The organism is Pseudomonas sp. YA1 (assembly GCF_058680555.1).
In genome coordinates this window covers 1-24,888 of sequence record NZ_JBZWBG010000008.1, presented here as the reverse complement: position 1 = coordinate 24,888, position 24,888 = coordinate 1, and the positions used below count along the sequence as shown (strand labels likewise).

General features: G+C 66.2%; 20 protein-coding genes. 12 read left to right on the top strand and 8 right to left on the bottom strand.

Going from position 1 to position 24,888, the window contains the following annotated elements:
* Window positions 1-4: 4 nt before the first annotated feature.
* Together AC4OR5_RS12735 and AC4OR5_RS12730 are read left to right on the top strand one after the other, a co-directional pair.
* Entirely contained in the window at window positions 5-496 is a 492-nt protein-coding gene (locus AC4OR5_RS12735) for a nitrate reductase cytochrome c-type subunit (protein WP_003082414.1), read from the top strand.
* A 10-nt stretch (window positions 497-506) separates the two neighbouring features.
* On the top strand, window positions 507-1,103 hold the full coding sequence (locus AC4OR5_RS12730) for a cytochrome c3 family protein (RefSeq protein ID WP_003082412.1): 597 nt from the start codon (window positions 507-509) through the stop codon (window positions 1,101-1,103).
* Between the two features lie 31 nt (window positions 1,104-1,134).
* On the opposite strand, the gene AC4OR5_RS12725 is transcribed toward AC4OR5_RS12730, so the two are convergent.
* On the bottom strand, window positions 1,135-2,331 hold the full coding sequence (locus tag AC4OR5_RS12725) for a lytic murein transglycosylase (protein ID WP_003133821.1): 1,197 nt from the start codon (window positions 2,329-2,331) through the stop codon (window positions 1,135-1,137).
* Window positions 2,332-2,787: 456 nt separating this feature from the next.
* On the opposite strand from AC4OR5_RS12725, the gene AC4OR5_RS12720 reads away from it, so the two are divergent.
* Complete coding sequence (locus AC4OR5_RS12720; RefSeq protein ID WP_023094827.1) at window positions 2,788-3,522, top strand: TerC family protein; 735 nt, start codon at window positions 2,788-2,790, stop codon at window positions 3,520-3,522.
* 43 nt (window positions 3,523-3,565) lie between these two features.
* Here the strand turns inward: AC4OR5_RS12720 and loxA are convergent, their stop codons facing one another.
* The 3 genes from loxA to AC4OR5_RS12705 form a co-directional block, all read right to left on the bottom strand.
* On the bottom strand, window positions 3,566-5,623 hold the full coding sequence (gene loxA, locus AC4OR5_RS12715) for a lipoxygenase LoxA (RefSeq protein ID WP_003123135.1): 2,058 nt from the start codon (window positions 5,621-5,623) through the stop codon (window positions 3,566-3,568).
* Between the two features lie 77 nt (window positions 5,624-5,700).
* Window positions 5,701-6,021: a hypothetical protein gene (locus AC4OR5_RS12710; protein ID WP_003082401.1), complete on the bottom strand. Its 321-nt coding sequence runs from the start codon at window positions 6,019-6,021 to the stop codon at window positions 5,701-5,703.
* 499 nt (window positions 6,022-6,520) lie between these two features.
* Complete coding sequence (locus tag AC4OR5_RS12705) at window positions 6,521-7,192, bottom strand: alginate lyase (RefSeq protein WP_003082396.1); 672 nt, start codon at window positions 7,190-7,192, stop codon at window positions 6,521-6,523.
* Window positions 7,193-7,367: 175 nt separating this feature from the next.
* Here AC4OR5_RS12705 and AC4OR5_RS12700 point away from each other — a divergent pair, with 175 nt between their 5' ends.
* Both AC4OR5_RS12700 and AC4OR5_RS12695 read left to right on the top strand, forming a co-directional pair.
* Window positions 7,368-8,156: a dienelactone hydrolase family protein gene (locus AC4OR5_RS12700; protein ID WP_017001461.1), complete on the top strand. Its 789-nt coding sequence runs from the start codon at window positions 7,368-7,370 to the stop codon at window positions 8,154-8,156.
* Window positions 8,157-8,383: 227 nt separating this feature from the next.
* Window positions 8,384-9,112 (top strand): 4'-phosphopantetheinyl transferase family protein, encoded by a 729-nt coding sequence (locus AC4OR5_RS12695; RefSeq protein WP_003449100.1) that lies wholly within the window; start codon window positions 8,384-8,386, stop codon window positions 9,110-9,112.
* On the opposite strand, the gene tcdA is transcribed toward AC4OR5_RS12695, so the two are convergent.
* The gene (gene tcdA, locus AC4OR5_RS12690; protein ID WP_003109059.1) at window positions 9,113-9,925 is read right to left on the bottom strand and encodes a tRNA cyclic N6-threonylcarbamoyladenosine(37) synthase TcdA; all 813 of its coding nucleotides are present in this window, start codon (window positions 9,923-9,925) and stop codon (window positions 9,113-9,115) included.
* A 211-nt stretch (window positions 9,926-10,136) separates the two neighbouring features.
* Between tcdA and ndvB the strand changes: the two genes are divergently transcribed.
* From ndvB to AC4OR5_RS12670, 4 genes are all read left to right on the top strand, one after another.
* The gene (gene ndvB, locus AC4OR5_RS12685) at window positions 10,137-12,746 is read left to right on the top strand and encodes a glycosyltransferase NdvB (protein WP_003086552.1); all 2,610 of its coding nucleotides are present in this window, start codon (window positions 10,137-10,139) and stop codon (window positions 12,744-12,746) included.
* Window positions 12,747-12,860: 114 nt separating this feature from the next.
* Window positions 12,861-14,012, top strand: coding sequence for a succinyl-diaminopimelate desuccinylase (dapE, locus tag AC4OR5_RS12680; RefSeq protein WP_003082377.1), 1,152 nt, complete (start codon window positions 12,861-12,863; stop codon window positions 14,010-14,012).
* Complete coding sequence (locus tag AC4OR5_RS12675) at window positions 14,012-14,815, top strand: putative RNA methyltransferase (RefSeq protein ID WP_058160309.1); 804 nt, start codon at window positions 14,012-14,014, stop codon at window positions 14,813-14,815. The genes dapE and AC4OR5_RS12675 overlap by 1 nt, the downstream gene beginning before the upstream one ends.
* Before the next feature lie 17 nt (window positions 14,816-14,832).
* Entirely contained in the window at window positions 14,833-15,216 is a 384-nt protein-coding gene (locus AC4OR5_RS12670) for a hypothetical protein (protein WP_003082373.1), read from the top strand.
* 105 nt (window positions 15,217-15,321) lie between these two features.
* Here the strand turns inward: AC4OR5_RS12670 and AC4OR5_RS12665 are convergent, their stop codons facing one another.
* From AC4OR5_RS12665 to AC4OR5_RS12655, 3 genes are all read right to left on the bottom strand, one after another.
* On the bottom strand, window positions 15,322-15,531 hold the full coding sequence (locus AC4OR5_RS12665; protein WP_003082372.1) for a cold-shock protein: 210 nt from the start codon (window positions 15,529-15,531) through the stop codon (window positions 15,322-15,324).
* Window positions 15,532-15,850: 319 nt separating this feature from the next.
* Window positions 15,851-17,467 (bottom strand): ATP-binding protein, encoded by a 1,617-nt coding sequence (locus AC4OR5_RS12660; RefSeq protein ID WP_015503324.1) that lies wholly within the window; start codon window positions 17,465-17,467, stop codon window positions 15,851-15,853.
* Window positions 17,468-17,553: 86 nt separating this feature from the next.
* Window positions 17,554-18,264, bottom strand: coding sequence for a winged helix-turn-helix domain-containing protein (locus tag AC4OR5_RS12655; RefSeq protein WP_003133838.1), 711 nt, complete (start codon window positions 18,262-18,264; stop codon window positions 17,554-17,556).
* Window positions 18,265-18,996: 732 nt separating this feature from the next.
* Here AC4OR5_RS12655 and AC4OR5_RS12650 point away from each other — a divergent pair.
* The 3 genes from AC4OR5_RS12650 to AC4OR5_RS12640 all read left to right on the top strand — a co-directional run bounded on the left by AC4OR5_RS12650 (window position 18,997) and on the right by AC4OR5_RS12640 (window position 24,292).
* Window positions 18,997-21,888 carry a ribonucleoside-diphosphate reductase subunit alpha gene (locus AC4OR5_RS12650; protein WP_003082358.1) on the top strand — a complete coding sequence of 964 codons (2,892 nt, stop codon included), beginning with the start codon at window positions 18,997-18,999 and terminating at the stop codon, window positions 21,886-21,888.
* A gap of 263 nt (window positions 21,889-22,151) precedes the next feature.
* Window positions 22,152-23,399, top strand: a complete 1,248-nt coding sequence (locus AC4OR5_RS12645; protein ID WP_003086547.1) for a ribonucleotide-diphosphate reductase subunit beta — start codon at window positions 22,152-22,154, stop codon at window positions 23,397-23,399.
* 359 nt (window positions 23,400-23,758) lie between these two features.
* Window positions 23,759-24,292 (top strand): REP-associated tyrosine transposase, encoded by a 534-nt coding sequence (locus AC4OR5_RS12640; RefSeq protein WP_058160308.1) that lies wholly within the window; start codon window positions 23,759-23,761, stop codon window positions 24,290-24,292.
* Window positions 24,293-24,888: the final 596 nt, after the last annotated feature.

Below are 24,888 nucleotides of genomic sequence, written 5' to 3'. Positions count from 1 at the left end.
CGCCATGAAACCTCTGCTGACTGCCCTGCTCCTCGTCCTGCTCGGCGCCCCCGCGGCCTTCGCCGCCGACCTCGGCTACCCGCTGGACGCGCCCGCCCCCGACGGCCGCCGCCCCGGCGGCACGCTGGCCGAAAGCCGCCCCGCGCCGCCGCTGGCGGCCGAGGAAAACAAGGACCTGAAACGCGAGCGCAACTACCCCGAGCAGCCGCCGACCATTCCCCACAGCATCGTCGGCTATCGCATCGACAAGGACAGCAACAAGTGCCTGTCCTGCCACAGCCGCGCCAACAGCGCGCGAACCCAGGCGGTGATGATCAGCATCACCCACTACATGGACCGCGACGGCCAGCCGCTGGCCGCCGTCTCGCCGCGCCGCTACTTCTGCGTGCAGTGCCATGTGCCGCAACAGGACGTAAAGCCGCTGGTCGACAACCGCTTCGAGAACATCGACCAGATCCTCGAGAAAGAAGCCGCCAATGCGGCGCGCAAACCCTGAGGGAGGCCGCATGAAAGCACTCATCGCCTGGCTGGCCGGTTACTGGCGGGTCCTGCGTCGTCCCAGCGTGCATTTCAGCCTGGGCTTCCTCACCCTCGGCGGCTTCATCGCCGGGATCGTCTTCTGGGGCGGCTTCAACACCGCCCTGGAGGCGACCAACACCGAGACCTTCTGCATTTCCTGCCACGAGATGCGCGACAACGTGTTCGTCGAACTCAAGGACACCATCCACTACAGCAACCGTTCCGGAGTCCGCGCCACCTGTCCCGACTGCCACGTGCCACACAAGTGGACCGACAAGATCGCGCGCAAGATGCAGGCCTCCAAGGAGGTCTGGGGCAAGATCTTCGGCACCATCAACACCCGCGAGAAATTCCTCGACCACCGCCGCGAGCTGGCCGAGCACGAATGGGCGCGGCTCAAGGCCAACGATTCGCTGGAATGCCGCAACTGCCACAACTTCGAGTTCATGGACTTCACCCGGCAGAGCGTGCGCGCGCGGCAGATGCACTCCACCGCCCTGGCCAGCGGCGAAGCCACCTGCATCGACTGCCACAAGGGGATCGCCCACCACCTGCCGGACATGACCGGAGTGAAGGGCTGGTAGCGCCGCCCGCGGACCGGGCGGCGCTACGGGATCAGGGCTGGGCGCCCTTCAGCGCCTCGAGGATCTTGCGCCCGGCGCGACCGTCGGCCGGGGTCAGGCCGAGGCGCTTCTGCTCGGCCTGGATCGCCTTGCGCGTGCTGGTGCCGATCAACCCGTCGGCCTCGCCGATGTCGTAGCCGCGCGCCAGCAACGCCTTCTGCAATTGCTTGCGCTCGAGCCGGCTGATGCCCGGGTCGTCGGTCGGCCAGGACGCCACCAGGCCGCTGCCGCCGCGCAGGCGGTCGGAAAGCAGGGCGATGGCCAGCGCGTAGCTTTCCGCGGCGTTGTAGGAATAGATCGCATCGTAGTTGCGATAGACCAGGAAGGCCGGGCCCTGGGCCCCGGTCGGCAGGAGGATCGCGGCCTTCTCGTCGCCGCCCGGCAGCGGCTGGCCGTCGGCCCGCTTCACCCCACGGGCGACCCAGGCCGACAGCGGCTGGCGCTTGCCGCGCCCGGCCAGGCTGGCGGGGAAGTCGGCCGGCACCTTCACTTCATAGCCCCACGGCTGTCCCGTGCGCCAGCCAGCCTTCTTCAGGTAGTTGGCGGTGGAACCGAGGGCATCCGGCACGCTGCCTACCAGGTCGCGACGACCGTCGCCGTCGAAGTCCACGGCGATCCGCGCGTAGGTCGATGGCATGAACTGGGTATGGCCGAAGGCCCCGGCCCAGGAGCCGGTGATGCCGGCGTCGCGGATGTCGCCGGCCTGCAACAGCTTCAGGGTGGCGAGGAACTCGCCCTGGAAGAACGACTGGCGGCGCCCGTAGCAGGACAGGGTCGACAGCGAGGTCAGCAGCGGACGCTTGCCGAAGATCCGCCCGTAGTCGCTTTCCACGCCCCACACCGCCACCACCGTGTACTTGTCCACGCCGTAGCGCGCGGCCACCTGGTCGAGCAGCTTGTCGTGCTGGGCGAGCATCGCCTTGCCATCGCTGACCCGCTGCTCGTCCACCAGGCCGGCCAGGTAGTCCCACAGCGGGGTGGTGAACTCCGGCTGCGCGTCGAGCAGGTCGAGCACGCTGAGGTCGGCCTGCAGGCCGCTGGTGAAGCGCTCATAACTGTCGGCGGAAATGCCCTGCGCCTGGGCCTTCTTCTGCAGGCCGGCGAGGCAGGAAGGGAAGCTCGAGGCGTCGGGTTGCGCCAGGGCCAGGGCGGGTAGCAGGGCCAGCGAGGAGAGAAGAAGGCTGCGCATGGGGTTTCCTTGTACGGTGAACGGTCATCCATGGCACCGGCGGGCTTCCCCCGGCGCCGAAGGCCTGGTGGCCTGTACGGTTGACTCGGTGATCGGCGTTCGACTGGTCGAGTCAGCCACACGGGCCACTAGCCTACCGTCCCGCCGGGTGCGGCGCCATCTCCGCCCTGAAAGGCGGGTGAAACCTTGCTCGGGCAGACTGGCGACGGAATACGCATGCCGGGTGTCTCGCGGCCGATCCGCCGCGTCACATCCGTGCCCGAACGCGCTGCGCCACCCGCGCGTCCGTTTTCCGGGCACTGGCCGGGCGTTCGCCTGTCCAAGCAGTGTTCCCCGCCTCCGTCCACAAGCCGGAGCCGGCCCCGACGGTCCCAGACCACCGCAGGAAAGCCGGGCGGCCGCCACCCGCCACCGCCCCGGGCTTTCCACCCTCACTACACGTTTCGGAGTACAACCTTGATCCACTGGTTGAGCGACCCGACGTTCTGGACAGCCCTGCTGCAGATCGTCGCCATCGATATCCTCCTGGGCGGCGACAATGCCGTAGTCATCGCCCTCGCCTGCCGGCACCTGCCGGCGCACCGGCGCAAGCAGGCGATCTTCGGCGGCGTCGCCGGCGCCATCCTGATCCGCATCCTGCTGCTGTTCTTCGCCCTGCACCTGCTCGACCTGCCCTACCTCAAGGTGATCGGCGCGCTCCTGCTGCTGTGGATCGGCATCAAGCTGCTGCTGCCGGAGGAGGAGGACGGCGACGACATCAAGGGCAGCACCCACCTGCTCGGCGCGATCAAGACCATCATCATCGCCGACGCGGTGATGAGCCTGGACAACGTCATCGCCCTGTCCGCCGCCTCGGCCGGGGATTTCTTCCTGGTCTCCCTGGGCGTGCTGATCAGCATCCCGATCATCGTCTGGGGCAGCCAGCTGATCCTGCGCCTGATCGACCGCTTCCCGCTGATCATCCTCTTCGGCGGCGGCCTGCTCGGCTGGATCGCCGGCGGCATGCTGCTCACCGACAGCGCCCTGAAACCCTGGCTGTCGCCCTACGCGCAATGGGATTCCTACCTGCACTACGGTGCGGCGGCCTTCGGCGCGCTGTTCGTGATCCTCCTCGGCAGCCTCCTGGCGCGCCGCCAGTTGAAGCAGCGGCATGCCGCGCCGACGGCCGCCGCCGAAAGCGAAGGCCGCTAAGAGCGACGGGGCGCCCAGGGGCGCCCCGTCCTCTTTCTCCGTCTCAGATATTGGTGCTCGCCGGGATCCGGCTCGGCAACAGGTACTCGTAGGGCCTGCGGCGCGCCTGGTTGCGCGTGCGAATGGTCGCCTCGACCTCCTTCAGGCGTGCCTGGAAGCGCTCCAGCGGGCCGCCGCTGGCGGTCACCCGCCTGTCCGAGAACACCGGCGCATAGGGGAACCCGGTCTGCCGGTAGTCGCCCAGGCGACCGTGGTAGACCGAACCGAGCAGGTGATAGATGTTCACCTTCTCCAGCGCCACCAGGGTCGGCGGCATCATCTTCAACCAGTCGGCCTCGCTCTTGCCGCTCGGCGAGTCCGGAGCCGGCGCCGCGCTCATGGCGCAGATCGCTGGCGCGTAGGTCATCATCGAAGGCTGGGGAAAATTGACCGCCGCATGCTGCGCGGAGGCGGTGAAGATCACCATGGTCAGCACCTCGACCAGTTGGCTGCGACCGGTGATCGGGCGGAACCCGGCCACCTTGCCGCTGCCGATCACTTCGCCGACCCAGGCCGCCAGTTCGACGTCACCGGTGACGTCGCCGTCGCTGGCGTAGTACACCGCCACGTAGTCGGCCGCCCACTGGCGGATCGCATTCCACACCAGCAGGCCGTCGTCGCGGTAGGGGTAGTCCGGTAACGCGGCCGGGTCGTCGACGTTCCGCGCCTTCAGGCTCTCCGGCAACATGCCGCGGTAGAAGTCGAAACCCAGCCGGTTGCCGCCGGCGGTGGCCTGGGTGTCCTGGATCGGCGCGGCGAACATCACGTCGATGAAGCCCGCGCTGGGCAACAGGATCCGCGCCGCCCCCTCGTTGATGAACAGGGTGCCCTCGAAGTGCGGGGCGAGCAGGACGTGCAGCGGATGGCTGGGCGCCAGGGTGCGCTGGGTGGCCAGGCAGAACGCCTCGCTCACCAGGTGGGTCTGGGCCAGGTGGACGAACATCTCGTGGTAGTTCTCCTCGGCGACCTGGACCACCGTCTTGGCCATCTGCCAACCCCAGTACAGATCACTCTCCGACTCCGCGGGACGCACGAACATCGGATGGGTAGCGGGGTCCTGGCCGCACTGGATGGCCACCGGCAACAGCCTCGCCCGATCCTTGCCAAGGGCGAACAGGGCGATCGGCGCATAGGCGAAGCCCGTCCCGGTGAGCAGTTTGTCCACCGCTCCCGACGGCGCCAGCTTGCCCAGCTCGGCGTAGTCCAGCAGGTACAGGCGGCGGCTGGCGGCGGCCTCCAGCAAGCTGTCGTCGGCGCCCATCACCCGGCGGAACTGCTCTTCGCCCAGCGGAAAGTTGGCCGGCAGCGCATCGACGCGGCGGATCAGCAGCGGATTAGGCCCGGCCACCCGCCAGTAGGCGAACGCTTCGTCGTCACGGAAGCTGTCGGCGACCTCCGGCAGGCGCAGCGTGCCGAACACCGCGCGGAAGCGATTCAGGCCGTCGCCCTGCCCCCCCTGGGTAACCAGGTTGCTGGCGCTCTTGAGAATATCGTCGACCAGCAGGCCGACCCGCGTCAGCAAGGCGATCACCCGCGTCTGCAATTCCGTGAAGCGCAGCAGCAGGCTGCCGGCCGCGGCCGGATCGTTCTTCGCCTCCTCCAGCAACGCCTCGTGGACCTGGCGCGCCGCTTCCAGATCGCCGCTGAGCCCGGCGGCGATCCGCTCGAACTGCGCGGCGGCCGACGCCGGCAACGAGGCGACGAAATTCACGATCAGCTCGACGATCACCCCGGCGGTCTTCAACAGCCAGTCGACATTCGGCAACTCGCCCAGCGGCACCGAGCGGGCCATCGGCACGCCTTTGACATTGGCGAAGTTCTCGGTCCAGACATATACCAGTTTCTTGCTGGTCAATACCGCACGCCGCGCCAACTTTCCGGCCAGGTTGTCATATTGCGGCAAACTCGGCGGAATCAGGTTGTCCAGCAAACTTCGCGAGGCATCGATAGATCGCTGTTGTTCCGCCCCGAGGTATTTCAAGGGCGAAAAGAATATCGAGTCATTGGCCAGTGCGGTTCCACTCAGGGCGACACCCGACAAGAGCACACTCCTGCGTTTCATATCATCGACTCCATCAATGCATTAACCAGGAACGACTCGATGCCTGAGCATCGAATCGCTCTTTCAACAGGTTGCGATCAGCTGTAAAGCCCTTCGCCGCTTTCCTTGTTGTAATGCAACGGAACATTGTGGTTGTCGGTCCCGCCGAGAATCTTGCCGACGGTGATCGCCGCCACCGAAGGCACCTGGAAGGCCAGCAGGTCGACCAGTTCGTGGGTACGGTTGAGGCCGATGGCGCTGGCCGCGTTGCCGATGCTGGAGAACAGCGGCGAGTTCAGGAAGGAGTTGGCCGCGTAGACGCCATTGATGATGGCATCGCCCAGGAAAGTCCCGGCGCCAGAAACTTGTTCGATTTCACCCACACTTAGAACCGCCAGGGCATTCACCTGATTTTTCATGTCTGAATCTCCACGTATTCAAATGATCGAAACGAATGGTTCTCGCTGAAAACAGCAAAGAAACCTGTACGTCCGAACTTCTTCGGAACGTGGAGAAAGCAATAGCGAGAGGGAAAATCGGCAATAAGCTGACGCTTCGCACAGTTGACAGGAAAAGCCTGAAACAATAGTTATCCACAATAATTATTGACGGCAAACTTTTGACTTGCAAAGAACTACGCCGGACAACGGCAATAGCCGATTTTATCCCGCCAGGCCTCGACCCATTGTGCAAACCCGGCAGGGCGTTGCGCAGAACGTGGCATTTATTCGGGGCGATCCGCCAAGGCGATTTCATGTACTGAAGTACCAGAATCAGCGGATCGTGAGACCTATTTCCCCTTGGAACGATACGGATATTTTTTCCCGCGCCCGGTTTCCTCTCTTCCGCGCCTGCCAGATCTGGCAGTTGCAAAACGCCACGGCAACGCGAAGTCCGCGGCGCAGACGCCTCGACCGCTCATTGATGGCTAACGCGCAGCTCGCTGAACGTCGCCCGCCCGCCCTCGCTGGACGGCCCGCGGTTGTCCTGTAGATAGAGTCCGGCCTTGAAATAGAGGCCCTGGTAGGCCCACTGCGGGTCCAGTTGCTGCTCCAGGGCGCTGCCATTCACCGACACGCTGAGCAATCCGCTACGAGACACGCCGATGCGGTAGCTGAACGACTGGCCGAGAGGAATCCCGTCCATCAGCGTGTAGGCCCTGGTCCCGCCATCGTCCGGTCGCTCGCGGACCAGCGCCTGGACCCGCCCTTGGTCGAGCCGCAACTGGTAGAGCAGCTTCACCAGCGGCGCGGCCTGGCCGCTATTGCTGCCATCGCTGTGGATCTGGCCGATGATCATGCGCCGGGTCGAGGGCACCGCCTCGATACGCAGGGTCGCCTCCAGCCAGTTGTCGGCCCTGGCGTAACGCCAGTTGTAGGGCCTGCCGCTGGACAGGGTCTCGCGCAACTCGCTGCGCGGGAACTCGCTGTTGCGCGTGTGGCTGCCGTTGACCGGCACCCAGAAGCGAATGCCGTCGGCGGTGCGTTGGAAATAGTCGCTGCGGTAGTCGCGCTGCAATTGGCTGGTGGAGATGGTGATGGCCGGGCGGCCCTGGGGAATGGTCAGGTTCCAGGTACTCAGGTCAGGCATCCAGACGGTGTCCTAGCGAGGGGAAGGGACTCGCCCATAGGGTAGATGAGCGGCGCACCCTTTGCCTGGCCGAATGGCCCGCGTTTGAGCGGCGCAAGGCCGGCACCGAGGGTTTTCCCCGCGTCCCGCGCACAAGCGTCTATCTTGATCGGGGACCCTTTCACGGAGAGATGCCATGCGCCTGCTCTGCGCCCTGCTGCTCATCGCCTGCGCCGCCAGCGCCCAGGCCGCTATCCAGACCCGCGAGATGCCTTACCGGAGCGCCGACGGCACGCGCATGGTCGGCTATTTCGCCTACGACGACAGCAAGCCGGGGATCCGCCCTGGGGTCATCGTGGTCCACGAATGGTGGGGGCTCAACGACTACGCCAAGCGCCGCGCCCGCGACCTCGCCGAACTCGGCTACAGCGCCCTGGCCATCGACATGTACGGCGAAGGCAAGCACACCGAGCACCCGCAGGACGCGATGGCCTTCATGCAGGCCGCGACCCGGGATGCCGACGCCGCCAAGGCGCGCTTCCTCGCCGGCCTGGAACTGCTGAAGCGGCAACCGCAGACCGATCCCAGCCAGATCGCCGCGATCGGCTACTGCTTCGGCGGCAAGATCGTCCTCGACATGGCCCGCCAGGGCCTGCCGCTGGCCGGCGTGGCGAGCTTCCACGGCGCCCTCGGCACCGCCACCCCGGCCAGCAAGGGCAGCGTCAAGGCGAAGATCCTGGTGGAGCACGGCAGCGCCGACAGCCTGGTTCCGGCCAAGGACCTCGACGCCCTGAAACAGGAACTGAACGCCGCCGGCGCCGACTACCGGGTGGTGATCCAGGACGGCGCCAAACACGGCTTCACCAACCCCGACGCCGACGCGCACAAGGGCCACGGCCTGGACATCGGCTACGACCGCCAGGCCGACCGACGCTCCTGGGCAGACCTGCAGGCGTTCCTCAAGGACATCTTCGGGCAGGGTTGAACCCTGCGCCGACGCATAAAAAAACGGGAGTCCCCGGAGGGACTCCCGTCTTGAAAGGTCGAGACAGGACAGTATCCCGTCATCAACAAACAACCTCACCTGCATTCCACTGGAATGCGCGGCGCAGTCTGTCAAAACCGGGCCTTGCGGTCCGTTTTCCTTTGTTGCGCTTTTGCAATCTTGTGTAAGCGTCGCGTGACTGGTGGGCCACGTCGGGAACCGGCACAATGCGCGCCATGAACGACCGTCTCCCCTCCTTCTGCACCCCGCTGGACGACCACTGGCCGCTGCCCGTCGCGCTGCCCGGCGTGCAACTGCGCAGCACCCGCTTCGACCCGGCGCTGCTGCAACCCGGCGACTTCGCCCTGGCCGGCATCCAGCCGCCGGCGAACATCCTCCGCGCGGTGGCCAAGCGCCAGGCCGAGTTCCTCGCCGGGCGCCTCTGCGCACGCGCCGCCCTGTTCGCCCTCGATGGCCGCGCCCAGACCCCGGCCGTCGGCGAGGACCGCGCACCGGTCTGGCCGGCCGCGATCAGCGGCTCGATCACCCATGGCGACCGCTGGGCCGCCGCCCTGGTGGCGGCGCGCGGCGACTGGCGCGGGCTCGGCCTGGACGTGGAAACCCTGCTCGAAGCCGAGCGGGCGCGCTACCTGCATGGCGAGATCCTCACCGAAGGCGAGCGCCTGCGCTTCGCCGACGATCTGGAGCGACGCACCGGCCTGCTGGTGACCCTGGCATTCTCGCTGAAAGAAAGCCTGTTCAAGGCGCTCTATCCGCTGGTGGGCAAGCGCTTCTACTTCGAACATGCGGAACTGCTGGAATGGCGCGCCGACGGCCAGGCCCGGTTGCGCCTGCTCACCGACCTGTCGCCGGAGTGGCGCCACGGCAGCGAGCTGGATGCCCAGTTCGCCGTGCTCGACGAACGCCTGCTCAGCCTGGTGGCGGTCGGCGCCTGATCAGGCGTTCCCCGGCATGCGCCGCGACGGCCGCAGCGCGCGGCCTTCCGCCAGGCGCTCGACGGCGCGGGCGGCGGCGACCATGCCGAAGGTGGCGGTGACCATCATCACCGCGCCGAAGCCGCCGGCGCAGTCCAGCTTCACCCCTTCGCCGACGAAACTCTTCGACTGGCACACCGTGCCGTCCGGCTTCGGGTAGCGCAGCTGCTCGCTGGAGAACACGCAGGGCACGCTGTAGGTGCGCCCCGGCGTGCGCGAGAAGTTGTAGTCGCGGCGCAGGGTGGAACGCACCTTGGCCGCCAGCGGGTCGTTGAAGGTCTTGTTCAGGTCGGCGACCTGGATCTGCGTCGGGTCGACCTGGCCACCGGCGCCGCCGGTGGTGATCACCGGGATCTTGCGCCGCTTGCACCAGGCGATCAGCGCGGCCTTGGCGGCCACGCTGTCGATGCAGTCGATCAGGTAGTCGAAGTCGACGATGTACTCGGCCATGGTCTCGCGGGTGACGAAATCGGCCACCGCGTGGACCCGGCAGGCCGGGTTGATGGCCCGGATGCGCGCCGCCATCACCTCGACCTTGGCCTTGCCCACCGAGCCTTCGATGGCATGCACCTGGCGGTTGGTGTTGGTCACGCAGACATCATCGAGGTCGAACAGGGAAATCTCGCCGACGCCGCTGCGGGCCAGCGCTTCCGCCGCCCAGGAACCGACCCCGCCGATGCCGACCACCGCGACGTGGCTATCGGCCAGGCGTTGCAGCCCCTCGCGACCGTACAACCGGCCGATACCGCCGAAGCGCTGTTCATCCACCTGCATCACCAACCACCTCTGAAACCGAATCGCGGATTGCCGCGCGCATTATAAAAAGCCGCGGCCGCCGCGTCGCCTGCGTTCTTACGGCTCGTCGCGCAGGCCGGACTAGACTTGCAACAGACCCGCCGGCCCGGCGCCTGTACACCCCGGGGGGTGCGGGGTAGCATCCGCCGCCCCGTGTTCAGCGAAACATCCGGAACCTGGTTTCATCTCTATGTCTTCACGCAAGATCGGGCTCAACCTGGTGGTCATCGTCGCCCTGGCCGCCCTCTTCACCGGCATCTGGGCCCTGTACAACCGTCCGGTCAGCGTACCGGACTGGCCGGAACGCATCTCCGGCTTCTCCTTCTCGCCGTTCCGCCTCAACCAGAATCCGCAGAGCGGCCGCTACCCCAGCGCCGAACAGATGCGCGCCGACCTGGAACTGGTCGCCCGGCACACCCACAGCATCCGCACCTATTCGGTCCAGGGCGCGCTCGGCGACATCCCGGCGCTGGCCGAGGCGTTCGGCCTGCGCGTCAGCCTGGGCATCTGGCTCGGCCCGGACCTGGCCGGCAACGAGGCCGAGATCGCCCGCGCCATCCGCATCGCCAACGAGTCGCCGAGCGTGGTGCGGGTGATAGTCGGCAACGAGGCGCTGTTCCGCCGCGAGGTGACGGCAGAACAGTTGATCGCCTACCTCGACCGGGTCCGCGCGGCGGTCAAGGTTCCGGTGACCACCGCCGAACAGTGGCACGTCTACCGCGAACACCCGGAACTGGCGCAACACGTCGACCTGATCGCCGCCCACGTCCTGCCCTACTGGGAGGCCACGCCGGTGGCCGACGCGGTGGACTTCGTGCTCGAACGCGCGCGCGAACTCAAGGCCGCCTTCCCGAGGAAGCCGCTGCTGCTCGCCGAGGTCGGCTGGCCGAGCAACGGGCGCATGCGCGGCAGCGCCGAGGCGACACCCGCGGACCAGGCCATCTACCTGCGGCGCCTGACCAACGCGCTCAACGGCGAAGGCTACAGCTACTTCGTCATCGAGGCCTTCGACCAGCCCTGGAAGGTCAGCGCCGAAGGCTCGGTGGGCGCCTACTGGGGCGTCTACAACGCCGACCGCAAGGCCAAGTTCAACTTCACCGGGCCGGTGGTGCCGATTCCCAAGTGGCGCGCCCTGGCCATCGTCTCGGCGGTACTCGCGGTACTCGCCTTCACCCTGCTGCTGATCGACAGTTCCTCGCTGCGCCAGCGCGGGCGGACCTTCCTCGCCGTGGTCTCGTTCGCCTGCGCCTCGGTGCTGGTGTGGATCGCCTACGACTACAGCCAGCAGTACAGCACCTGGTTCAGCCTGACCGTCGGCGCGTTGCTGGGCGTCGGCGCGCTGGGGGTGGTCATCGTGCTGTTCACCGAGGCCCACGAGCTGGCCGAGGCGGTCTGGACGCGCAAGCGGCGCCGGCCATTCCTGCCGATCACCGCCGCGCAGGCCTATCGGCCCAAGGTGTCGATCCACGTGCCCTGCTACAACGAGCCGCCGGAACTGCTGAAGCAGACCCTCGACGCCCTTGCCCGCCTCGACTACCCGGACTACGAAGTCCTGGTGATCGACAACAACACCCGCGACCCGGCCGTCTGGCAGCCGGTCGAGGCGCACTGCGCGCGCCTGGGCGAGCGCTTCCGCTTCTTCCACGTCGCCCCGCTGGAAGGCTTCAAGGCCGGCGCGCTGAACTTCGCCCTGGGCCACGTGGCGGCGGACGTCGAGGTGGTCGCGGTGATCGACGCCGACTACTGCGTCGACCCCGACTGGCTCAGGCACATGGTGCCGCACTTCGGCGACCCGCGGATCGCCGTGGTGCAGTCGCCGCAGGACTACCGCGACCAGCACGAGAGCGCCTTCAAGCGGCTCTGCTACGCCGAGTACAAGGGCTTCTTCCACATCGGCATGGTCACCCGCAACGACCGCGACGCGATCATCGAGCACGGCACCATGACCATGATCCGGCGCAGCGTGCTGGACGAGCTGAGATGGCCGGAATGGTGCATCACCGAAGACGCCGAGCTGGGCCTGCGGGTGTTCGAGAAGGGCCTGTCGGCCGCCTACTTCGAGCGCAGCTACGGCAAGGGGGTGATGCCCGATACCTTCATCGACTTCAAGAAGCAGCGCTTCCGCTGGGCCTACGGCGCGATCCAGATCATGAAGCGGCATACCGACGCCCTGCTGCGCGGCCGCGGTCCCGACGGCAGCCGCCTGACCCGCGGCCAGCGCTACCACTTCGTGGCCGGCTGGCTGCCGTGGATCGCCGACGGCCTGAACATCTTCTTCACCCTCGGCGCGCTGCTCTGGTCGGCGGCGATGATCATCGTGCCCAAGCGCGTCGACCCGCCGCTGCTGATCTTCGCGATCCTGCCGCTGGCCCTGTTCGCCTTCAAGGTCGGCAAGATCCTCTTCCTCTACCGGCGCACCGTCGGCGTCGACCTGCGCGACTCGTTCTTCGCCGCCCTCGCCGGCCTGTCGCTCTCGCACACCATCGCCAAGGCGGTGCTGTACGGCTTCGTCACCCGCGGCATCCCGTTCTTCCGCACGCCGAAGATGCGCTCCAGCCACGGCCTGCTGGTGGCCCTGGCGGAGGCCCGCGAGGAAGTCTTCGTGATGCTCCTGCTGTGGGGCGCGGCGGCCGGCATCGTGGCGGTTCAGGGCGTGCCGAGCCGCGACCTGCTGATCTGGGTCGCCATGCTCCTGGTGCAATCGCTGCCCTACCTGGCGGCGCTGGTCATGGCCCTGCTCTCGTCGCTGCCGAAACCGCGCGAGGAACTGGCCGGCGGCGCCGAGCAGATCGGCGGTTGAGGTCGGGCGAGGCGTCGGGACGGCCGGCCCCGCTCGCCTAAACGGCGTCCCTTCGCCCACGTTTATGCTTTAAGATTCCCCCTTTCCGCTCGACCCGCTCAGGATGCCCTCCCCATGACCGCCTCTTCGCCGAGTCTCTCGCCGACCCTCGAACTCGCCTGCGAGTTGATCCGCCGCCCCTCCGTCACGCCCCTCGACGCCGACTGCCAGGCCCTGATGATGCGCCGCCTGGAAGCCGCCGGCTTCGCCCTGGAGCCGATGCGCATCGAGGAGGTGGACAACTTCTGGGCACGGCGCGGCGGCGACGGCCCGGTGCTGTGCTTCGCCGGGCACACCGACGTGGTCCCCACCGGCCCGCTGCAGGCCTGGCAGCACCAACCCTTCGACGCCCTGATCGACGACCAGGGCATGCTCTGCGGACGCGGCGCGGCGGACATGAAAGGCAGCCTGGCGTCGATGATCGTCGCCGTCGAGCGCTTCGTCGCCGACCACCCGGAGCACAAGGGCGCCATCGCCTTCCTCATCACCAGCGACGAGGAAGGCCCGGCCCACCACGGCACCAAGGCGGTGGTCGAACGCCTCGCCGCACGCGGCGAGCGCCTGGACTGGTGCATCGTCGGCGAACCGTCGAGCACCAGCCTGGTCGGCGACGTGGTGAAGAACGGCCGCCGCGGCTCCCTTGGCGCCAAGCTGACCATCCGCGGCGTACAGGGCCATGTGGCCTACCCGCACCTGGCGAAGAACCCGATCCACCTGGCCGCCCCGGCGCTGGCCGAACTGGCGGCGGAACACTGGGACGACGGCAATGCCTTCTTCCCGCCGACCAGCTTCCAGGTTTCCAACCTGAACTCCGGCACCGGCGCCACCAACGTCATCCCCGGTGAACTGACCGCGCTGTTCAACTTCCGCTTCTCCACCGAATCCACCGTCGAAGGCCTGCAGAAACGCGTCGAGGCGATCCTCGACAAGCACGGCCTGGACTGGCACGTCGAATGGGCGCTGTCCGGCCTGCCGTTCCTCACCGAGCCGGGCGAACTGCTCGATGCGGTGGCCGCCAGCATCAGGGCGGTCACCGGCCGCGAGACCCAGCCCTCGACCAGCGGCGGCACCTCCGACGGACGCTTCATCGCCACCATGGGCACCCAGGTGGTCGAACTCGGCCCGGTCAACGCCACCATCCACCAGGTCAACGAGCGGGTCCTGGCCAGCGACCTGGAGCTGCTCACCGAAATCTACTACCAGACCCTGGTGAGGCTGCTCGCCTGATGCTGATCTGCCCGCTCTGCTCCGCCGCCCTGGGCGAGGTCGACAACGGCGTCGCCTGCCCCGCCGGGCACCGCTTCGACCGCGCCCGCCAGGGCTACCTGAACCTGCTGCCGGTGCAGCACAAGAAAAGCCTCGATCCGGGCGACAACGCCGCCATGGTCGAGGCCCGTCGCCAGTTCCTCGGCGCCGGCCACTACGCGCCGCTGGCCCGGCGCCTGGCCGAACTGGCCGTCGAACGCGCGCCGCGACGCTGGCTGGATATCGGCTGCGGCGAGGGCTACTACAGCGCCCGGCTCGGCGAAGCCCTGGCCGGCGCCGAGGGCTACGCCCTGGATATCTCCCGCGAGGCGGTGAAACGCGCCTCCCGCCGCGCGCCGCAGTTGTCCTGGCTGGTGGCGAGCATGGCCCGGCTGCCGCTGGCCGACGCCAGTTGCGAGCTGATCGCCAGCGTGTTCAGCCCGATCGACTGGAACGAAGCCGTGCGCGTCCTCGCCCCCGGCGGCGGCGTACTGCGCCTGGGCCCGGCCAGCGCGCACCTGCTGGAACTGCGCCAGCGGCTCTATGACGACGTGCGCGACTACGCCGACGACAAGCACCTCGCCGGCCTGCCCGCGCAACTGAGCCTGCGCCACACCGAGACCCTCGAGTTCCGCCTGGCGCTGGACAGCTACGACGCGCGGGAAAACCTCCTGGCCATGACCCCGCACGGCTGGCGGGTCAACCCCGAGCGCCGCGCGCGAATCCTGGCCGAACCCTTCGAAGTCAGCGTGGCGGTGCGCTACGATTGGCTGCAACGCGACTGACCGTCCCCGAGGACCCCATGCGCCAACCGGATATCGAGATCTACCTGAAAGACGCCGAGCACGCGGCCGTCGCCGCCTGGCTGGAACAGGCGCTGGGGCCCTGCGGCCCATGGCAGGAGCACGGCCAGACCCTCAAGTGCACCGCCCGCGGCGAGCACGGCGCGGTGCGCGTCACCTGGCTGCCGAAGGCGGTGGGCAAGTGGCACAGCCTGTTCTTGGAGAGCGACAGCACGCCCTGGGACGACGACCTCGCCTGCGCCAGGGCCGCGCATGCCGCGCTCGGCGTGGAGATCCGCTGCGCGCCGGGCGGCTGGGAGGAAAACCAGGGCGAAGAGGACGCCGACCGCTGGCTGCGGGTCGACGCCGGGGGCGTCGAGGAAATTACCTGGCGCACCGCCTGAACGACGAAAACCCCGCGCTGCGAGGGGCCACCCAACGGGGGCCTGGCGGGGTGGATGCGCTGGATGACAAAAGCCCGTCTCGCGACGGGCTTTTGCTTGCGGGAATCAGACCTTGGAGACGTCTTCCGCTTGCAGGCCTTTCTGGCCCTGGATCACCGAGAATTCCACTTTCTGGCCTTCCACCAGGGAGCGGTGACCCTCGCCGCGGATGGCGCGGTAGTGAACGAACACGTCCGGACCGCTATCGCGTTGAATGAATCCATAACCTTTGGCGTCATTGAACCACTTGACGGTTCCGACCTCACGATCAGCCATTACCACACTCTCCAACTTGCAATTTTTTATAAGTGGCCTTCCCAATCCGGGAAGACTTCGACGGTTCGGCTGCGCAACGCTGTTCTTGTTATCCGACCCCGGCAAAATGCCGTTGGAGCGGGCATTTCGAATGGCGTTCCACTAGCCACCGCGTCCCGGAGTATAAACAAACGAGTCCAACTGAAAAGGACTTTTTTAGCCCCTGGCGGAATACCCGCCACGCCCGGCGGGACTGGCCTTTCGATATGTTTTCGCTACGCCTGGAATACGTCTGCGCAAGCATTTGCAGATAGCTAGCCGCCATATTTCCGTCAACTTTTCAGCGGTCGCGCAGACCTGCCTTGCGCGGCCAGGCCAGGGTGAAGCAGGCGCCGCCCAGAGTCTCGCTGCGGCCGATGGAGGCCCGGCCGCCATGCCAGTAGACGATCCGCCGGACGATGGACAGTCCCAGGCCATGCCCGCCGGAAGCACGGGTCCGGCTGTCGTCCAGGCGTAGGAATGGCGTAAAGAGCCGCTCCCATTGCGCCTCCGGCACCCCCGGCCCGTCGTCCTCGACATCCACCCGGCAACGCTCCAGGCTGACCCGGTAGCTGATCCTGACCCGACGATCGGCATGCCGCAGCGCATTGGTCAGCAGGTTCTGCAAGGCCCGATGCAGGTAGCGCGGCTCGGCCTCGATCCAACTGCCCAGCTCCTCAGGCACCAGCGCGCCCTCCTCGCAACTGACCAGCACCTCGCGGCGCAGCGGAGCGATCTCCTCCACCACCTGGCGCACCAGCACGCCCAGCTCCAGGCGCTGGTAGGTCAGCGGCGGCGAGCCCTGTTCCAGGCGCGCGTAGGTGAGCATCTCGTCGACCAGCTTGTCGAGGTCCTGGATATCGTTGTCCATGCCCTCCAGGTACTTCAGGCGGGCGCCGTCGGTCTCGGCGGTCTCGATCATCTCCAGGCCGAAGCGCAACCGCGCCACCGGCGTGCGCAGCTCGTGGGACACCGCGCGAACCATCTCGCGCTGCACCGTCAGCAGCCGGTGGATGTGCTCGGCCATATGGTTGAAGGCCGCGCCCAGGCGTCCCACCGAGTCGCCGCCGCGCACCTCGACGCGGGTATCCAGACTGCCGTGGGCGATCCGCGTGGCGGCCGCCTCCAGGCTGCGCAGGCGCTGCTCCAGACGACGCACCAGCAGGTAGGTGATCAGGCCGATGAAGCTCAGGCACAGCGCGCCGAGCAGCAACAGCAGCTGCGGCGGATAGAGGTTCATCTGGAACAGCGGGCCCAGCTCCAGCACCCAGGGCGTGTCGAGGATGCCGGCGAAGATGCGGATCGAGTCGCCGTCCTTGCCCAGCGCCATCACCGTGTCGCCCTCCACCACTCGCCGGCGCTGGTCGTCGTCGAGGTCCAGTTCCTTGACCTGGAGCAGGTGCACCGGGAAGCCGAAGCGCTTGTCGCGGACGATCCGCGCCAGGTGGTAAGGCTGTTCGCTGGCCGGGTAGCGCACCAGTTCGTCCATCAGCAGATAGACCGTGGCCCGCGCCAGTTGCTCGCTGACCTGCTGCACCTCGCCGCTGAGCACCAGGTTCTCGGCGGCGCTGGCCTGGGTATAGACGGTGACGGCGTGCTCGGCGGTCTGCTTCACCAGCACCTGGCCGTTCATCAGGCGCGCGCGGCTGCGTCCGTCCATCCGCAGCTCATCCAGCCCGCGCAGTTGCAGGGGAATCCCCAGCAAGCGGCTCCACTGCGCCAGGGCGCGCTTGCGCTCGGTGGCGGTCATCGGTTGCAGGTTGTCGGCCATCAGGCGGAAGGTGCCGCGCGCCAGTTCCTCGCGGTAGTGCTCGCCGCGCACCTCGTTGATCCAGTGCAGGCCGAGCAGGCCCAGGCCGCTGACCAGCAGCAGGGCCAGGAGCATGCCGCCATAGATGCGCAGGAAGATGGATTTCATCGGCGAGCCCCCGGCCGCTGTCCGCTGCTGTTGATTCTGGCCAGCCGACCGGGACGCCCGCGCCCCGGCCCGCAGGAAAAAGCGCCTCAGCCCTCGCCGACGAACAGGTAGCCCTTGCTGCGCACGGTCTTGATCAGCCGCGGGTGCATCGGGTCGTCGCCGATCTTCGGGCGAATCCGCGAGATGCGCACGTCGATGGAGCGGTCCTGGCCGTCGTACTCGATACCGCGCAGGGCGTTGAAGATCTCCTCGCGGGAGAGAATCCGCCCGGCGTTCGCCGCCAGCAGCCAGAGCAGGTCGAACTCGGCGCTGGTCAGCTCGATGGTGGTCCCGTCCAGCCAGGCCTCGCGCATCGCGTTGTCGATCACCAGGCGACCGAACGCCAGGCGTTTGCTGTCCGCCGCCTGGGCGCCCGCTTCCGGCGCCTCGCTGCGCCGCAACAGGGCACGGATGCGCGCCAGCAGCACACGCGGGCGCACCGGCTTGCACACGTAGTCGTCGGCGCCCATCTCCAGGCCGAGCACCTCGTCCATGTCGTCGGTGCGCGCGGTGAGCATCAGGATCGGACCGTCGAACTGCGGACGCACCTGGCGGCAGATGGACAGACCGTCCTCGCCCGGCAGCATCAGGTCGAGCACCACCAGGTCCGGGCGTTCGGCGAGGATACGCGCCGCCGCCAGTGCGCCGTTGGCTTCGATGTCGACCTTCAGGCCGTTGCCTTCCAGGTATTCCCGGGTCAGCTCGGCCAGGCGTCGATCGTCCTCGACGATCAGGATGCGCCAGGCTTCTTGCTCCACACAGCCTCCTCGTATCGCGGTCCCGGAGCCGCCGTGCGGCCCCCTCAGAGCGGCCCGCATTGTAGCCAATACGGGGGCCGCGCGGCAGCACGCGAGGAACATCTTGCAAACACTACATATTGTGGGTAGGGTGCGCGCCCCGAAAGGTTGGGGAGTAGGTCTGCGCCGGTGCTTTCCGAGGGCGACGAATGGCATTCTCCAGCGCTGCCGCGGCCTACGGACGCTTCCTAGGACTCACGCACAGAAGACCCACACTTTATCCACAGGTTTCCCCCAGACTGTCACCTTGCAAACACCCCATTAGCGCATTATCTTGTATCCCCATCGTCGCCACCCCCTATATCTTGGGTTTCGAGCGCACGAACGGCTACAACGGAACCAACCGCGCACGGACCACTCTGATGGCTCCGGCGGCTCCGCAAAAAAGCATTTTCCAGACGTACTGAAAGCATCGACGGCGCTCACCGCAAGGAGCCCTTCATGACGTTGGAAAAGCGGTACGGGTGTTGCAACGGACGCTGTAAACAGACAGTCAACACCACTAGGTATTGTGTTCGACGGCAAAACGCCACGAACCCGCCAGGGCCAGGGAGGCACTCACAGTCCCCACCCTCAGCATTCGAATGAAGCAGCCGCCGCGAGGCCGGCTGCCCGGCTCTTTATCGATTCAAGGGAATGGGCGCCCCGGCGCCCGCTAGCAAAACCATTACGAGAACGTGGAGATACCCACCCATGCATACCGACACCACACGCGAGAACCCGCAGGCCAGCGCGCCGCAGGCCGCCGATTCGTCGCAGGATCTGGCCGCCACCGCGCCGGGCCAGCTGCGCGTGATCAAGCGCAACGGCACCGTAGTCCCCTACACCGATGACAAGATCACCGTGGCCATCACCAAGGCGTTCCTCGCCGTGGAAGGCGGCACCGCCGCCGCCTCGTCGCGTATCCATGACACCGTGCGCCGCCTGACCGAGCAGGTCACCGCCACCTTCAAGCGCCGCATGCCGTCCGGCGGCACCATCCACATCGAAGAGATCCAGGACCAGGTCGAACTGGCCCTGATGCGCGCCGGCGAGCAGAAGGTCGCCCGCGACTACGTGATCTACCGCGAAGCCCGCGCCGCCGAGCGCAAGAACGCCGGCGCCGCCAGCGATGTCGCCCAGCCGCACCCGAGCATCCGCATCACCCGCGCCGACGGCAGCCTGTCGCCGCTGGACATGGGCCGCCTGAACACCATCATCAGCGAAGCCTGCGAAGGCCTGGCCGAGGTGGACGGCGCGCTGATCGAGCGCGAGACCCTGAAGAACCTCTACGATGGCGTCGCCGAGAAGGACGTCAACACCGCCCTGGTGATGACCGCGCGCACCCTGGTCGAGCGCGAGCCGAACTACTCCTACGTCACCGCCCGCCTCCTGATGGACACCCTGCGCGCCGAAGCCCTGGGCTTCCTCGGCGTGGCCGAGAGCGCCACCCATCACGAAATGGCCGAGCTGTACGCCAAGGCCCTGCCGGCCTACATCGAGAAAGGCGCCGAGTTCGAGCTGGTCGATGCCAAGCTGAAGGAATTCGACCTGGAGAAACTGGGCAAGGCCATCGATCACGAGCGCGACCAGCAGTTCACCTACCTCGGCCTGCAGACCCTGTACGACCGCTACTTCATCCACAAGGACGGCATCCGCTTCGAACTGCCGCAGATCTTCTTCATGCGCGTGGCCATGGGCCTGGCCATCGAGGAGAAGGACCGCGAGGCACGCGCCATCGAGTTCTACAACCTGCTGTCGTCCTTCGACTACATGAGTTCCACCCCCACCCTGTTCAACGCCGGCACCCTGCGTCCGCAGCTCTCCAGCTGCTACCTGACCACCGTGCCGGACGACCTGTCGGGCATCTACGGCGCCATCCACGACAACGCCATGCTGTCGAAATTCGCCGGCGGCCTGGGCAACGACTGGACCCCGGTGCGCGCGCTGGGCTCCTACATCAAGGGCACCAACGGCAAGTCCCAGGGCGTCGTGCCCTTCCTGAAAGTGGTCAACGACACCGCGGTCGCGGTCAACCAGGGCGGCAAGCGCAAGGGCGCGGTCTGCGCCTACCTGGAGACCTGGCACCTGGACATCGAGGAATTCCTCGAGCTGCGCAAGAACACCGGTGACGACCGTCGTCGTACCCATGACATGAACACCGCCAACTGGATCCCCGACCTGTTCATGAAGCGCGTCTTCGACGACGGCTCCTGGACCCTCTTCTCGCCGTCCGACGTCCCCGACCTGCACGACCTCTACGGCAAGGCCTTCGAGGAGCGCTACGAGTACTACGAGGCCCTGGCCAGCTACGGCAAGCTGAAGCTGCACAAGGTCGTCCAGGCCAAGGACCTGTGGCGCAAGATGCTCTCCATGCTGTTCGAGACCGGCCACCCGTGGCTGACCTTCAAGGACCCGTGCAACCTGCGCAGCCCGCAGCAGCACGTGGGCGTGGTGCACAGCTCGAACCTCTGCACCGAGATCACCCTGAACACCAACAAGGACGAGATCGCCGTCTGCAACCTGGGCTCGATCAACCTGGTCAACCACATCGTCGACGGCAAGCTGGACACCGCCAAGCTGGAGAAGACCGTCAAGACCGCGGTACGCATGCTCGATAACGTCATCGACATCAACTACTACTCGGTCCCGCAGGCGCAGAACTCCAACTTCAAGCACCGTCCGGTCGGCCTGGGCATCATGGGCTTCCAGGACGCCCTGTACCTGCAGCACATCCCCTACGGTTCGGACGCGGCCATCGCCTTCGCCGACCAGTCCATGGAAGCCATCAGCTACTACGCGATCCAGGCTTCCTGCGACCTGGCCGACGAGCGCGGCGCCTACCAGACCTTCCAGGGCTCGCTGTGGTCGCAAGGCATCCTGCCGATCGACTCGGAGAAGAAGCTGATCGAAGAGCGCGGCGCCAAGTACATCGAAGTCGACCTGTCGGAAACCCTCGACTGGGCACCGCTGCGCGAGCGCGTACAGAAAGGCATCCGCAACTCGAACATCATGGCCATCGCGCCGACCGCGACCATCGCCAACATCACCGGCGTCTCGCAGTCGATCGAGCCGACCTACCAGAACCTGTACGTGAAGTCGAACCTCTCCGGCGAGTTCACCGTGATCAACCCCTACCTGGTGCGCGACCTCAAGGCCCGCGGCCTGTGGGACCCGGTCATGGTCAACGACCTGAAGTACTACGACGGTTCCGTGCAGCAGATCGAGCGCATCCCGCAGGACCTCAAGGACCTCTACGCCACCGCGTTCGAAGTCGAGACCCGCTGGATCGTCGAAGCCGCCAGCCGTCGCCAGAAGTGGATCGACCAGGCCCAGTCGCTGAACCTGTACATCGCCGGCGCCTCGGGCAAGAAGCTCGACGTGACCTACCGCATGGCCTGGTTCCGCGGCCTGAAGACCACCTACTACCTCCGTGCCCTGGCCGCCACCAGCACCGAGAAGTCCACCATCAACACCGGCAAGCTCAACGCCGTGTCGGCCGGTGGCAACGACGGCCTGCAAGCCGCCCCGGCCGCCGAGCCGAAGCCGGCGCCGGTGCCGCAGGCATGCAGCATCGACAACCCCGACTGCGAAGCCTGCCAGTGATCGCGCGTCGCTGAACGGCGTCCGTGTCGCGGCCGGGCAAGCCGGACTCCTCGCGTGGGTTCGGCCTGCCCGGCGCCTGACGGTCGCTCGTCCAGCGCCACGCTGGCAGCGCAAGGCCCCTCGCCAGGGCCAGGAACAATCCCCTTCTTCCCTCCGGGGGAGAAGGACGGCCCGGCCAGACCGTGCCGGACCACCGCTTTCGCGTGCACCTCACGCCCCATATCCAGGCCGCCGAGACGGCCGCCAGACCAGGAGAGAGCAAGATGCTGAGCTGGGACGAATTCGACAAAGAAGACCCGACCGAAGCCAAGGCCGCGCCCGCCGCCGCCCAGGCCGTTGCCCAGGGCCATGACAAGCTGGACGACGAAGCCGCCGGCTCGGTGGAAGAAGCGCGCGCCGTTTCCGCCGACGACTCCGACGCCGTCGCCCGCGCCAAGAAGGCCCTGAACGACCTCGACATCCAGGAAGGCCTGGACGACCTCGAAGGCTCCGCCGCGCGCGTGCAGGTCGGCGACAAGCAGATGATCAACGCCCGCGCCGACCTCAACCAGCTCGTCCCCTTCAAGTACGACTGGGCCTGGCAGAAGTATCTGGATGGTTGCGCCAACCACTGGATGCCGCAGGAAGTCAACATGAACGCCGACATCGCCCTGTGGAAGAGCAAGGACGGCCTCAGCGAAGACGAGCGGCGCATCGTCATGCGCAACCTCGGCTTCTTCTCCACCGCCGACTCCCTGGTCGCCAACAACCTGGTGCTGGCCGTGTACCGCCTGATCACCAACCCCGAGTGCCGCCAGTACATCCTGCGCCAGGCCTTCGAAGAGGCGATCCACACCCACGCCTACCAGTACTGCATCGAGTCGCTGGGCATGGACGAGGGCGAGATCTTCAACATGTACCACGAGATCCCCAGCGTGGCGAAGAAGGCCTCGTGGGGCCTGAAGTACACCCGCTCGATCTCCGACCCGATGTTCCAGACCGGCACCCCGGAAACCGACCGCCAGTTCCTGCGCAACCTGATCGCCTACTACTGCGTGCTGGAAGGCATCTTCTTCTACTGCGGCTTCACCCAGATCCTCTCCATGGGCCGCCGCAACAAGATGACCGGCACCGCCGAGCAGTTCCAGTACATCCTCCGCGACGAGTCGATGCACCTGAACTTCGGTATCGACGTGATCAACCAGATCAAGATCGAGAACCCGCACCTGTGGGACGCCCAGATGAAGGACGAGGCGACCCAGATGATCCTCCAGGGCACCCAGCTGGAGATCGAATACGCGCGCGACACCATGCCGCGCGGGGTGCTGGGCATGAACGCGGCGATGATGGAGGACTACCTGAAGTTCATCGCCAACCGGCGCCTGACCCAGATCGGCCTGAAGGAAGAGTATCCGGGGACCACCAACCCGTTCCCGTGGATGTCGGAGATCATGGACCTGAAGAAGGAGAAGAACTTCTTCGAGACGCGGGTTATCGAGTACCAGACGGGCGGAGCGCTGAGCTGGGATTGAGATTCTCGATTTAGGTCAAGACCGTTAGACGCTGTCGCCGGAAAGGGATTTCGGGACAGTGGTAGAGATAAAGAGCCCCGCCTTGTGCGGGGTTCTTCATTAAAGAGAAATAAAAACCCAAGGTGTTCAGCAAGTTAATCCACCAAATCAAATAGAAGATATGTGCCAAGCTCACTATCCCCAAGACACCATCGACAGACTATTTGAGGACTTTCAAACAGCCCTAGAAAACAAGAAATAAAAACATGCCCAACCATTCGCTCAATCTGAAATCTCCGTAGGGCGAATAACGCGCAGCGTTATCCGCCGGCTGGCCACGGTACGCTCCGAAATCCTTCTGGATACACGGACGATCCCCAATGCCAAGCTACCGACGCACCTGGGTCCCCGGCGGCACCTATTTCTTCACCGTCACCCTGCATGACCGCCGCTCCAAGCTGCTGACCCGCGAAATCGACCTGCTGCGCCGCGTGGTCGCACAGACCAGGCGCCGGCATCCCTTCCGCATCGATGCCTGGGTCGTGCTGCCGGAGCACATGCATTGCCTCTGGACCCTGCCGCCCGACGACGCCGATTTCGCCACCCGCTGGAAGGTCATCAAGTCCGGCTTCGCACGACGCATCCCCTGCCACGAATCACGTACCCTCGCGCAACGGCGGCGAGGACAACGCGCCATCTGGCAACAGCGCTACTGGGAACACCTGATTCGCAATGACACGGACTACCGGCGCCATTTCGACTACATCCATCTCAACCCTGTGAAACACGGGCTGGTTACGGCGGTCAAGGATTGGCCCTTCTCCACCTTCCACCGGGCCGTGGCTGAAGGGCTTTATCCCGAGGATTGGGCCGGTGATCCTTCCTTGGAGGTCCGGGCGGCCGAGCGGGTTTGAGTCTGCTGGCGAATAACGGCTATGCCGTTATTCGCCCTACCCCGGCTACCAAGTCTTTTTCTCAGCCTCGCAGGATGGCCGGCCCCGAGAAAGTAACCAAAGCGCTTGCCCCTGCATTCGGCCTCCTACACGACAATTCCACTCGACCTCTTCACGGCGCAGACCAGAGCATCGGATATTTCTCTGGAAGAGGTAGGGCGAATAACGCGACGCGTTATCCGCAACTACACAGGATTTTCCTGTAACGCCCGGGCATCGGGGGATTGGAGGAACTTCGTCAAACCGATGTACAAGCAATGGCTTCAGAGAATCGGCGGATAACTGCTTTGCAGTTATTCGCCCTACCGTTGACCGCTATCGGTGCACTCCATAATCATTCCTCGGCGCTAAGAACGCATACCACCCAGCGGCAAACCGCTCCCGAAAGTAGCGGTGTATTCCATTGAGGAAATGCGTATGCCATTCGTTTTTCAACCCTGTAGTGGTCTACTGATCCCGGACACCGATTTAGGCGAGAATCCTCGCCGTGAGAGAGGTGTCTGATGAGCAAGCAACGACGTACGTTTTCCGCCGAGTTCAAACGAGAGGCCGCGGCC

Bases quoted from the DNA above. Each gene is read 5' to 3' on its own strand.
- AC4OR5_RS12700 (WP_017001461.1), top strand. From the start codon at position 7,368: ATGCGCCTGCTCTGCGCCCTGCTGCTCATCGCCTGCGCCGCCAGCGCC.
- AC4OR5_RS12665 (WP_003082372.1), bottom strand. From the start codon at position 15,531: ATGGCTGATCGTGAGGTCGGAACCGTCAAGTGGTTCAATGACGCCAAA.
- dapE (WP_003082377.1), top strand. From the start codon at position 12,861: ATGACCGCCTCTTCGCCGAGTCTCTCGCCGACCCTCGAACTCGCCTGC.
- AC4OR5_RS12670 (WP_003082373.1), top strand. From the start codon at position 14,833: ATGCGCCAACCGGATATCGAGATCTACCTGAAAGACGCCGAGCACGCG.
- AC4OR5_RS12705 (WP_003082396.1), bottom strand. From the start codon at position 7,192: ATGCCTGACCTGAGTACCTGGAACCTGACCATTCCCCAGGGCCGCCCG.
- tcdA (WP_003109059.1), bottom strand. From the start codon at position 9,925: ATGCAGGTGGATGAACAGCGCTTCGGCGGTATCGGCCGGTTGTACGGT.
- ndvB (WP_003086552.1), top strand. From the start codon at position 10,137: ATGTCTTCACGCAAGATCGGGCTCAACCTGGTGGTCATCGTCGCCCTG.
- AC4OR5_RS12710 (WP_003082401.1), bottom strand. From the start codon at position 6,021: ATGAAAAATCAGGTGAATGCCCTGGCGGTTCTAAGTGTGGGTGAAATC.
- AC4OR5_RS12735 (WP_003082414.1), top strand. From the start codon at position 5: ATGAAACCTCTGCTGACTGCCCTGCTCCTCGTCCTGCTCGGCGCCCCC.
- AC4OR5_RS12660 (WP_015503324.1), bottom strand. From the start codon at position 17,467: ATGAAATCCATCTTCCTGCGCATCTATGGCGGCATGCTCCTGGCCCTG.
- AC4OR5_RS12725 (WP_003133821.1), bottom strand. From the start codon at position 2,331: ATGCGCAGCCTTCTTCTCTCCTCGCTGGCCCTGCTACCCGCCCTGGCC.
- AC4OR5_RS12650 (WP_003082358.1), top strand. From the start codon at position 18,997: ATGCATACCGACACCACACGCGAGAACCCGCAGGCCAGCGCGCCGCAG.
- AC4OR5_RS12675 (WP_058160309.1), top strand. From the start codon at position 14,012: ATGCTGATCTGCCCGCTCTGCTCCGCCGCCCTGGGCGAGGTCGACAAC.
- AC4OR5_RS12695 (WP_003449100.1), top strand. From the start codon at position 8,384: ATGCGCGCCATGAACGACCGTCTCCCCTCCTTCTGCACCCCGCTGGAC.
- AC4OR5_RS12645 (WP_003086547.1), top strand. From the start codon at position 22,152: ATGCTGAGCTGGGACGAATTCGACAAAGAAGACCCGACCGAAGCCAAG.
- loxA (WP_003123135.1), bottom strand. From the start codon at position 5,623: ATGAAACGCAGGAGTGTGCTCTTGTCGGGTGTCGCCCTGAGTGGAACC.
- AC4OR5_RS12640 (WP_058160308.1), top strand. From the start codon at position 23,759: ATGCCAAGCTACCGACGCACCTGGGTCCCCGGCGGCACCTATTTCTTC.
- AC4OR5_RS12730 (WP_003082412.1), top strand. From the start codon at position 507: ATGAAAGCACTCATCGCCTGGCTGGCCGGTTACTGGCGGGTCCTGCGT.